At 74.2% G+C, this 9,693-nt stretch carries 9 protein-coding genes and 1 rRNA gene; 9 read left to right on the top strand and 1 reads right to left on the bottom strand.

Annotated features, from left to right (window positions below; all coding sequences use genetic code 11):
• Positions 1–167: 167 nt before the first annotated feature.
• The 5 genes from rrf (at position 168) to ACZ3J7_RS05885 (ending at position 4,166) form a co-directional block, all read left to right on the top strand.
• Positions 168–284 (top strand): 5S ribosomal RNA (gene rrf / locus ACZ3J7_RS05905).
• A gap of 136 nt (positions 285–420) precedes the next feature.
• Entirely contained in the window at positions 421–1,146 is a 726-nt protein-coding gene (locus ACZ3J7_RS05900) for a SigE family RNA polymerase sigma factor (protein ID WP_465617241.1), read from the top strand.
• Positions 1,139–2,269: a hypothetical protein gene (locus ACZ3J7_RS05895; protein ID WP_465617240.1), complete on the top strand. Its 1,131-nt coding sequence runs from the start codon at positions 1,139–1,141 to the stop codon at positions 2,267–2,269. Before ACZ3J7_RS05900 ends, ACZ3J7_RS05895 begins: the two co-directional genes overlap by 8 nt.
• Before the next feature lie 276 nt (positions 2,270–2,545).
• A complete protein-coding gene (locus tag ACZ3J7_RS05890; protein WP_465617238.1) occupies positions 2,546–3,493 on the top strand; it encodes an ABC transporter ATP-binding protein in 948 nt (315 codons plus the stop codon).
• A gap of 7 nt (positions 3,494–3,500) precedes the next feature.
• Positions 3,501–4,166 (top strand): ABC transporter ATP-binding protein, encoded by a 666-nt coding sequence (locus tag ACZ3J7_RS05885; RefSeq protein WP_465617263.1) that lies wholly within the window; start codon positions 3,501–3,503, stop codon positions 4,164–4,166.
• Between the two features lie 17 nt (positions 4,167–4,183).
• Here ACZ3J7_RS05885 and ACZ3J7_RS05880 read toward each other — a convergent pair whose 3' ends face one another.
• Positions 4,184–5,014, bottom strand: coding sequence for a patatin-like phospholipase family protein (locus tag ACZ3J7_RS05880; RefSeq protein WP_465617236.1), 831 nt, complete (start codon positions 5,012–5,014; stop codon positions 4,184–4,186).
• 138 nt (positions 5,015–5,152) lie between these two features.
• Between ACZ3J7_RS05880 and ACZ3J7_RS05875 the strand changes: the two genes are divergently transcribed.
• The 4 genes from ACZ3J7_RS05875 to ACZ3J7_RS05860 all read left to right on the top strand — a co-directional run bounded on the left by ACZ3J7_RS05875 (position 5,153) and on the right by ACZ3J7_RS05860 (position 9,693).
• Complete coding sequence (locus ACZ3J7_RS05875; protein WP_465617234.1) at positions 5,153–7,777, top strand: ATP-binding protein; 2,625 nt, start codon at positions 5,153–5,155, stop codon at positions 7,775–7,777.
• Positions 7,774–8,454, top strand: a complete 681-nt coding sequence (locus tag ACZ3J7_RS05870) for a response regulator (RefSeq protein ID WP_465617232.1) — start codon at positions 7,774–7,776, stop codon at positions 8,452–8,454. Before ACZ3J7_RS05875 ends, ACZ3J7_RS05870 begins: the two co-directional genes overlap by 4 nt.
• Positions 8,455–8,542: 88 nt before the next feature.
• Positions 8,543–8,953, top strand: a complete 411-nt coding sequence (locus ACZ3J7_RS05865; protein ID WP_465617230.1) for an OB-fold nucleic acid binding domain-containing protein — start codon at positions 8,543–8,545, stop codon at positions 8,951–8,953.
• Positions 8,950–9,693, top strand: coding sequence for a DUF3159 domain-containing protein (locus tag ACZ3J7_RS05860; protein ID WP_465617228.1), 744 nt, complete (start codon positions 8,950–8,952; stop codon positions 9,691–9,693). The genes ACZ3J7_RS05865 and ACZ3J7_RS05860 overlap by 4 nt, the downstream gene beginning before the upstream one ends.

Here is a 9,693-nt window from a genome sequence, read left to right as displayed (position 1 = left end):
GGCTCCCAGTAGACGACTGGGTTGATAGGCCGGATATGGAAGCCCTGTGAGGGGTGGAGTTGACCGGTACTAATAGGCCGAGGGCTTGTCCTCAGTTGCTCGCGTCCACTGTGTTGTTCTGAAACAACGACCCCCGCACAGGCGGGCGGTGCACAGTTTCATAGTGTTTCGGTGGTCATAGCGTGAGGGAAACGCCCGGTTACATTCCGAACCCGGAAGCTAAGCCTCACAGCGCCGATGGTACTGCAGGGGGGACCCTGTGGGAGAGTAGGACGCCGCCGAACAATCTTTGAGAGAAAGCCCCCTGACGGGATGTCAGGGGGCTTTCTCGCGTTCCCGGGGGGATTGCGGCCGCCCGAAGGAGGCCGACGGGGTGGGAAGTATTGCCGGGCCGGACGGTGCAGGGCACACTGTGGCGTCATGGTCGTGGAGCAGGGCGAGGGGGCCGGTGTCGGAGCCGGTCGGGGCGGCGGCGACGACTTTCGGGCGTTCTACGAGGCGGCGTACGGGCAACTGGTGGCGCATCTGTACGCGCTGACGGGGGATCTGGGTGAGGCGCAGGACGCTGCCCAGGAGGCGTTCGTACGGGCGTGGAACCACTGGGGGAGGTTGGTGTCGCACGAGAATCCGGTGGCCTGGGTGCGGTTGACGGGGCAGCGGATCGCGATCAGTCGGTGGCGACGGGCCCGGACGGCGTTGCAGAGCTGGATCCGGCACGGGGACGGGCAGTCGTCGCCGGTTCCGGGGCCGGGGCCGGAGACGGTGGCGTTGGTGGAGGCGTTGCGGCAGTTGCCGGAGGCGCAGCGGTCGGCGTTGGTGTGGCACCACATGGGGGGTCGTTCGGTGGCGGAGATCGCCGCGGACGAGGGGGTGCCGGTGGGGACGGTGAAGGCTCGGCTGCACCGGGGGCGGCAGGCGTTGGCGGCGCTGTTGGGGGAAGAGCCGGCGGCGGTCGTCGAGGAACCGGTGGTCGCGCCGCTGCGGCCGGTTCGGGCGGCTGCCGCGGGTGAGGTGCGCGAGGCGCGTGGGGCAGCGGGTCGGCGAACGGCGGGGGACGGCAGTGCTGAGGTGGAAGGGGGCGCGGCGGACGTGGAGTTGACGGGGGAGCGGGTGCGGGTCGCGGAGGGCCACAGGTCGCATGTCTAGGCCAGGGGCCCCGGGGAACGGGCTGCCGGAGGTGGACGCCGTCGGGGCGGAGGACCGTCCGGCGATCGGTGCTGCCCGGTTGGAGGCGATGTTCGATGGGCTGCGGCGCGACGTGGTGACGGGGGTGCCGGCGCCGGAGAGCGCCGAGGTGGTGCGGCGCGGGGTGCGGCGTCGGCAGCGGCGGCGGACGGGCGCGGTGGCCGGGGCGGGGGTGCTGGGGGTCGCGGTGCTGTGGACGGCGGTGACGGTGGTGCCGTGGCGGTCCGGGCACAACGGGGTGGCGGGGGTGCCGGTGCAGCAGTCCGCGTTGCCGCAGCCGAAGCCGCCGGCGACGTTGCCGATGCCGCCGGTGCCGTCCGCGGTGTCGTCCACGGGGCCGGGTGCGGTGGTCCGGGTGTCGGAGACGCTGCCGCTGCGGGCGGCGGACGCGGAGGTGCGGGCGCTGGCGCTGGGGGTGGACCGGCTGCCGAGCGTGCTGGGCGGGTACGGCCCCTGGTCGGCCGTCGGGGCGTCCCCCGACGCGGGTACCAGCCCGAGTCCGGGCACGACCCCGGGCGCGAGCACGAGCGCGAGCACGGTCCAGGGGGCGGGCCCGAGCGGTGGTGGCCGTCCGGTGCCGTCCGGTTCGGCGTCTCCGTCCGAGACGTTCGGTGCGTCCGCGACGTCGGGTGCGGCGGGGGCGGTGTTCGCGGACGGTTGCGTGCCCCGGCTGGTGGTGACCGCGGGCGCGAGCGGGGTGTGGGGGGAGACCTACACGGACGGCGGGGAGGCGACGACGGCGAACCAGTACGTGCTGCGGTTCGGGACGGCGGCGGACGCGGAGGTCGCGGGGGCCCGGCTGTTGCAGGGCGGGGACTGCGTGGTGCCGGGGGCGGGCTGGATGGTGGAGGAGCGGAACGTCGGCGTGGTGGCGCTCGGGATGCGGCAGCCGGTGGTGGCCGCGGAGGAGGTGGCGGTGCACGTCAGGGGTTCGCTGGTGGCGGTGCTGGTGGTGCACCGGGGCGGGCGCGGGGTGGCGCCGGAGGCGGGGGCGTCGGAGCCGTTCCGGGTCTCGGCGGCGGAGTTCCTGGCGCTGGGGCTGTCGACACCGTCGATGCTGGTGGTGGGTGCGCCGCTCCCATGAACGCGGTCGGCCGCGCTCACGGGCGGGCTGCGGGTGGGCTGCGGGCGGGTTGCGGGCGGTCGGGGTTTCGAAAAAAGTTCGGAATCCCGTGCAACCCGCCCGGCTCGGGCGGCGTTGGAGTGTTGAGGACCGCCGCTGTGTGGGTGGCGGTCAGGGGGGAACGCCGGGTCGGACGGCCGGGGCAGAACAGGGGACTGTCCCGTCCGTCCGGCCCGGCGTCGTTCCCGGCGCGACAGGCCGTGGTGAGCCGTGCGGCTCCGGCCGGAGGGGAGTGGCGTGGGGGTCGGGACCGTGGGCGCGGGGGCCGGGCCGGATCTCGGTGAGTTGCGCAGGCGCGCGGCCGCGGAGGGTCCGGAGCGGGTGGAGGGCATGGTGGTGTGCGAGAACCTGGTGCGCATCCACCGGTCCGAGGGGGTGGAGGTGCAGGCCCTGCAGGGGCTGGACCTGGTGGTCGAGGAGGGGGAGCTGATCGCGGTGGTCGGCGCCTCGGGCTCGGGGAAGTCGACGCTGCTGGGGATCCTCGCGGGGCTGGACGTGCCGACGGCGGGCAGTGCCCGGGTGGCGGGGCACGACCTGCTGGCGATGGGGAAGCGGGAGCGGCTGGAGTTCCGGCGGCGGACGGTCGGCTTCGTGTGGCAGCAGACGGCGCGCAACCTGCTGCCGTACCTGACGGCGGTGGAGAACGTGATGCTGCCGATGGGGTACGCGGGCGTGCCGCGGCGGGAGCGGCGGCGGCAGGCGGGCGAGTTGCTGGGGTTGCTGGGGATCGGGCACCTGGCGGGTCGGCTGCCGGCCGAGATGTCGGGCGGTGAGCAGCAGCGGGTGGCGATCGCGGTGGCGAACGCGAACGCGCCGGCGCTGCTGCTGGCGGACGAGCCGACCGGTGAGCTGGACAGCGCGACCAGCGAGGAGATCTTCGCGGCGCTGCGTTCGGTGAACGAGGAGCTGGGGGTGACGGTGCTGGTCGTCACCCATGACCTTATGGTGGCGCAGGAAGTGCGCCGCACGGTGCGGATCCGCAACGGCCGGACCTCGACGGAGGTGCTGCGTCCCGACCGGGGGGAGCCGGGCGTGGAGTACGCGGTGCTGGACCGGGTGGGCCGGCTGCAGCTGCCGTCGGACTTCACGGAGGCGCTGGGGTTGAGCCGCCGGGTGCGGTTGGCGTTGGAAGAGGACCACATCGGGGTGTGGCGGGCCGAGGAAGAGGTGCACGCGGGTGAGTGACGGCGCGATGGTGGTCGTGGAGGACGTGCACCGGACGTTCGGTGAGGGCGACCGGGCGGTGCACGCGGTGCGCGGGGTGTCGTTCACCGCGCGGGCCGGCGAGTTGACGGCGCTGCGGGGCCGGTCGGGCTCCGGCAAGACGACGCTGCTGAACCTGGTGGGCGGGCTGGACACGCCGTCCTCGGGGAGCATCAGCATCGCCGGGACGGACCTGGCGGGGCTGGACGAGGCGGGCCGGTTGGAGCTGCGGCGGGACCGGATCGGTTTCGTGTTCCAGTCGTTCGGGCTGATCTCGGTGCTGACCGCGGCGGAGAACGTCGGGGTGCCGATGCGGCTGCGCAAGGTGGCGGTGAGGGAGCGCGAGGAGCGGGTCCGGACGCTGCTGGCGATGGTGGGCCTGGCGGAGCACGCGGAGCAGCGGCCGACCGAGCTGTCGGGTGGTCAGCAGCAGCGGGTGGCGGTGGCGCGGGCGTTGGCGAACGAGCCGGCGCTGCTGATCGCGGACGAGCCGACCGGCCAGCTGGACTCGGACACCGGGTTGGCGATCATGCAGTTGCTGCGCGCGGTGGTGCGCAGCGAGGGCGTGACGGCGCTGGTGGCGACGCACGACCCGCAGCTGATGGAGCTGGCGGACCGGGTCCTGGAGCTGCGGGACGGCAGGATCGTCGAGTAGCGGGCGGGGCGGGGCCGTCAGGTCGTCCAGAGGTCGCGGACCTGGTCGGCGATCCGGTGGCCCTGGGCCCGGCCGGCCCGGGCGGACGGGGTGCGGACGGCGGTGTCGAGCGGGTTGGGGCCGGCGGCGGCGAGCGAGTCCTCGTCGGGGCTGACGGCGAGGACCCGGCCGGTGGTTGCGAGCAGGGCCAGTTCGGGGGCGAGGAACGGGTCGGTCATCGGGGCGAGGACCAGGACCGCCTGCTGGCCGGTCATCAGGTCGGCGTTGTTGGAGCTGCGGATGCCGCCGTCCATGTAGCGGTGGCCGTCGATCTCGACGGTGGGCCAGATGCCGGGGACGGCGCAGCTGGCGGCGACGGCGTCGAGCAGCGGGACGCCGCTGTGGCGGTCGAAGGTGCGGGGTTCGCCGGTGTCGGCGTCGACGGCGGTGAGGGTGAGCGGCCAGGCGGGCCAGTCGCGGCCGGGGAGCCGGGCGGCGATCACGGCGAGCCGGTCGGCGGGCGGGACGGTGTCGGCGGCGAGGGCGAACCCGCCGATGCGGCGGCGGAGTTCGCCGGGGTCGGTGATCTCGGCGATCAGCCGGTCGATGGTTTCGAAGAGGGCGGTGACGGTGGCGGTGGGCGGGACGATCTCGTGGTTCTGCGCGTCGGGGTCGGTCTGTCGCCGGTAGAGCTCGGCGAGCGGGAGGCCGGAGGCGAGCTGGCCGGCGACGGTGGCGCCGGCGGAGGTGCCGAGGACGTGGTCGGCGGTGCCGGGGACGTCGATCCCGGCTTCGGCGAGGCCGTGCAGCAGGCCGGTCTCCCAGGAGATGCCGGCGAGTCCGCCGCCGCCGAGTACGAGTCCGCGCATGGTGGTTCCCCCTCGGGTTGTTCGATTCCCTGGCATTCTCACCCAGTGGGCGGTGGAGGGCGTCAAGAACGCGACAATTCTCCGCCAGGACTGGTCTGATCAGCGGATATTGCGACCGGTGGCCGTAGTCTCGGTGCCATGGTGCACACGGCCCGCGGCAGGCTGCGGATCTACCTCGGGGCGGCCCCGGGCGTCGGCAAGACCTACGCGATGCTGGCCGAGGCGCACCGCCGGACCGGGCGGGGGGCGGACGCCGTGGTCGGCTTCGTCGAGACCCACGGCCGGGCCCGCACCGCCGAACTGCTGGCGGGCCTGGAGACCGTACCGCGCCGGACGGTGACCCACCGCGGCGCCGAGTTCACCGAACTCGACCTGGACGCCGTGCTGGCCCGCGACCCGGCGGTGGTGCTGGTCGACGAGCTGGCGCACACCAACGTCCCCGGCGCGCGCAACGCCAAGCGCTGGCAGGACGTCGAGGAGCTGCTGGCCGCCGGGATCGACGTGGTCTCGACCGTCAACATCCAGCACCTGGAGTCGCTGGGCGACGTGGTCGAAGGCATCACCGGCGTCCGGCAGCGGGAGACCGTCCCGGACGAGGTGGTGCGCCGGGCGGACCAGATCGAGCTGGTCGACATGTCCCCGCAGGCGCTGCGCCGCCGGCTGGCGCACGGCAACGTGTACGCGCCGGAGAAGGTGGACGCGGCGCTCGCGCACTACTTCCGGCCCGGCAACCTGACCGCGCTGCGCGAACTGGCGCTGCTGTGGACGGCCGACCGGGTCGACGAGTACCTGCAGCGCTACCGGGCCGAGCAGGGCATCCAGGGCACCTGGCAGGCCCGCGAGCGGATCGTGGTCGGCCTGACCGGCGGCCCCGAGGGCGCCACGCTGGTCCGCCGGGCGGCCCGGATCGCGGCCCGCACCAGCGCGGGCGAGCTGCTGGCGGTACACATCGCGCGCTCCGACGGCCTGTCCGGCTCCTCCCCGCAGGCGCTGATCGAGCAGCGCGCCCTGGTGGAGAGCCTGGGCGGCAGCTTCCACACGGTGCTCGGCGAGGACCCGGCGGCCGGGCTGCTGGACTTCGCGCGCGGCGTCAACGCCACCCAGATCGTGGTCGGCACCAGCCGCCGCAAGGTCTGGCAGTACGTGTACGGGCCGGGCGTCGGCTACGCGGTGACCCGGGGCTCCGGCGACATCGACGTCCACATGGTCAACCACGAGCACGCCGCGCGCGGCCGGGGCCGGATCCCGATCCGCCGGGTGACCGACCTGGGCCGGACCAGGACGGTCGCGGGCTGGGCGATCGGGGTGGCCGGGCCGCCGCTGCTGGCGCTGCTGCTGACCCGGGTCGGCGGGCCGGAGCTCTCCACCGACATGCTGCTGTTCCTGGCGCTGACGGTGTGCGCGGCGCTGGTCGGCGGGCTGTTCCCGGCGATCGCCTCCGCGCTGGTCTCCTCCTCGGCGCTCAACTACTACTTCGCGCCCCCCGTGCACACCTTCACCATCGCCCAGCCGGAGAACATCGTCGCGGTGGCGATCTTCGCGGCGGTCGGCATCGCGGTCGCCACCGTGGTCGACGTCGCGGCCCGGCGCAGCCACGTCGCCGCCCGGGCCCAGGCCGAGGCGCAGACGCTGTCCGCGCTGGCCGGCACCGTGCTGCGCGGCGCGCCCACCGGCGAGGGGGTGCTGACGGCGCTGCTGGAGCAGGTCCGGGAGACCTTCCAGCAGGAGGCGGTGGCGCTGCTGGAGCGCACGGACGCGCACGGCGGCTGGCACACCGCGGCCTCGGTCGGGCCGCGCCCGCCCGCCGGTCCCGAGCAGGCCGACGCGGACGTCCCGGTCGGCGAGCGGCTCGCCCTGGTGCTGCGCGGCCGGGTGCCGCCCGCCGAGGACCGGCGGATGCTCGGCGCGTTCGCCAACCAGGCCGCCGTCCTGCTGGAGCGCCGCCGGCTGGCCGGGGAGGCGGCCGCGGCCCGCCGGGAGGCCGAGGGCAACCGGATCCGCACCGCGCTGCTGGCCGCCGTCTCGCACGACCTGCGCACCCCGCTGGCCGGGATCAAGGCCGCGGTCTCCTCGCTGCGCGCCGAGGACGTCGAGTGGGACGAGGAGGACGAGGCCGAGCTGCTGGCCGGGATCGAGTCCGGCGCGGACCGGCTCGACCACCTGATCAACAACCTGCTGGACATGAGCCGCCTGCAGACCGGCACCGTCACCCCGCTGCTGCGGCCCACCGACCTGGACGAGGTGGTGCCGTTCGTGCTCGGCGGCGTCCCGCCCGGCAGCGTGCGCCTCGACGTGCCGGAGTCGCTGCCGATGGTCCGGGCCGACGCCGGGCTGCTGGAGCGGGTGCTGGCCAACCTGGTGGAGAACGCCGTCAAGTACGGACCGCCCGGCTCACCCGTCCTGGTGAAGGCGGATCTGCTGGAGCGCGCCGGACGGGTCGAACTGCGGGTGGTCGACCGCGGCCCCGGCGTCCCCGAGGAGGCCCGGGAGCGGATCTTCGCCCCCTTCCAGCGCCACGGCGACGCCCCGCGCGGCGCCGGCGTCGGCCTCGGCCTGGCGGTGGCCCGCGGCTTCGCCGAGGCGATGGGCGGCGCCGTCACCGCCGAGGACACCCCCGGCGGCGGCCTGACCATGGTGGTCGCGCTGCCCGCCGTCACCCTGGCGCGCCCCGCCGACGAGCCGACCGAGCCGACCGAGCGAGACGAACGAACCGAACGAACCGAACGAACCGAACGAGACGAGCGAAAGGCCGGTCCCGCATGACCCGGGTCCTGGTGGTGGACGACGAACCGCAGATCGTCCGCGCCCTGGTGATCAACCTCAAGGCCCGCAAGTACGAGGTCGACTCCGCGCACGACGGCGCGGGCGCCCTGGAACTGGCCGCCGCCCGCCACCCCGACGTGGTGGTGCTCGACCTCGGCCTGCCCGACATGGACGGCGTCGAGGTGATCCGCGGCCTGCGCGGCTGGACCAGGGTGCCGATCATCGTGCTCTCCGCCCGGCACGCCTCGGACGAGAAGGTCGAGGCGCTGGACGCCGGCGCCGACGACTACGTCACCAAGCCGTTCGGCATGGACGAGCTGCTGGCCCGGATGCGGGCCGCCGTCCGCCGCGCCGAGCCGGTCACCGCCGAGGGCGAGCCGGTGGTCGTCACCGACGGCTTCACCGTCGACCTGGCCGCGAAGAAGGTCAACCGTCAGGGCGTCGACGTCCGGCTCACCCCCACCGAGTGGCACCTGCTGGAGGTGCTGGTGCGCAACTCCGGGCGGCTGGTCAGCCAGACCCAGCTGCTCCAGGAGGTGTGGGGCCCGGCCTACCGCAAGGAGACCAACTACCTGCGGGTCTACCTGGCGCAGCTGCGCCGCAAGCTGGAGGCCGACCCCTCGCACCCCCGGCACTTCGTCACCGAGCCGGGCATGGGCTACCGCTTCGAACCCTGACCGGGCACCGGCGCGCGGCGGCCCGGTCCGTGACCGGTCCCACCTCGCGCCCTGCCGCCCGGCGCCGCCGAACCGGTACCCTTCCGGCATGAGTGGTGACCACATCGGCGACCAGCCGCAAGGCCGTTTCCGCCGCATGCTGAACCGGCTGACCTCCTCCTCCGAGGAGCTGGAGGCCGAGGAGCTGCGGCAGGACACCGCGGAGGCGGGCTGCACCCCGATCGCCGCCTGCGGCGACCGCGAGATCGTCACCGTCGCGGGCACGCTGCGCACCGTCACGCTCCGCCCGCGCGCGGGGGTGCCCGCGCTGGAGGCCGAGCTGTTCGACGGCACCGAGGCGCTGGACGTGGTCTGGCTCGGCCGGCGCTCGATCGTCGGCATCGAGCCGGGCCGCCGGCTGATCGCCAGCGGCCGGATCGGCCACGCACGCGGGCGCCGCGTGCTCTTCAACCCCCGCTACGAGCTGCGTCCGGTGGGACACGGGAGCGAGTCCGCGTGAGCAACGAGGCGATCAGCGTGGGCGCGCACGGCCCGCAGGGCCCGCAGGACGACGACCGGCCGGGCGTCCACGAGCAGCCGTCGGCCGAGCCGGAGCGGGACGCCTCCAAGGAGGCCGCCGAGACGGTGCTGAAGGCCTTCGGCGGGGTGCGCGGCATGGTCGACATGACGCTGCCCGGCCTGGTGTACATCGTCGCGTTCAACATCACCCACAAGGTGCCGGTGGCCGCCTGGTCGGCGCTGGCGCTGTGCGGGGTGTTCGTGGTGCTCCGGCTGGCCCGCCGGGAGACCATCCAGCACGCCTTCTCCGGCGTGTTCGGCGTGGCGATCGGCGCCTGGATCTCGATGAAGACCGGCAAGGCCGAGGACTTCTACCTGCCCGGCCTGCTGTGGAACGTCGGCTACTGCGTGGCGCTGGCGGTCTCCGCGCTGGTGCGCTGGCCGATGATCGGCGTGATGCTCGGCCCGATCACCGGCGAGATGTTCACCTGGCGCAAGCAGAACCCGGGCCGGCTGGCCGCCTACACCAAGGCCACCTGGGCCTGGGTGCTGATCATGGGCCTGAAGCCGCTGATCCTGTTCCCGCTGTGGGCCGCCGGGCAGATCAACCTGCTGGGCTGGCTGAAGGTCGCGCTGGGCATTCCGCCGCTGCTGCTGGCGATGTACGTGACCTGGCGGATCCTGCTCACCGCGCCGCCGCCGATCAAGGCGGAGCTGGACGAGGACGAGCCGCAGAAGTGA

Source organism: Kitasatospora sp. NPDC015121 (assembly GCF_055562955.1).
Note: the sequence above shows the minus strand (reverse complement) of the source record. Positions and strands in the feature narration are given on the sequence as shown.

What these genes read in the sequence shown, in the direction of transcription:
- ACZ3J7_RS05900 (WP_465617241.1), top strand. Translation starts at nt 421, where the DNA reads ATGGTCGTGGAGCAGGGCGAGGGGGCCGGTGTCGGAGCCGGTCGGGGC.
- ACZ3J7_RS05895 (WP_465617240.1), top strand. Translation starts at nt 1,139, where the DNA reads ATGTCTAGGCCAGGGGCCCCGGGGAACGGGCTGCCGGAGGTGGACGCC.
- ACZ3J7_RS05885 (WP_465617263.1), top strand. Translation starts at nt 3,501, where the DNA reads ATGGTGGTCGTGGAGGACGTGCACCGGACGTTCGGTGAGGGCGACCGG.
- ACZ3J7_RS05880 (WP_465617236.1), bottom strand. Translation starts at nt 5,014, where the DNA reads ATGCGCGGACTCGTACTCGGCGGCGGCGGACTCGCCGGCATCTCCTGG.
- ACZ3J7_RS05875 (WP_465617234.1), top strand. Translation starts at nt 5,153, where the DNA reads ATGGTGCACACGGCCCGCGGCAGGCTGCGGATCTACCTCGGGGCGGCC.
- ACZ3J7_RS05870 (WP_465617232.1), top strand. Translation starts at nt 7,774, where the DNA reads ATGACCCGGGTCCTGGTGGTGGACGACGAACCGCAGATCGTCCGCGCC.
- ACZ3J7_RS05865 (WP_465617230.1), top strand. Translation starts at nt 8,543, where the DNA reads ATGAGTGGTGACCACATCGGCGACCAGCCGCAAGGCCGTTTCCGCCGC.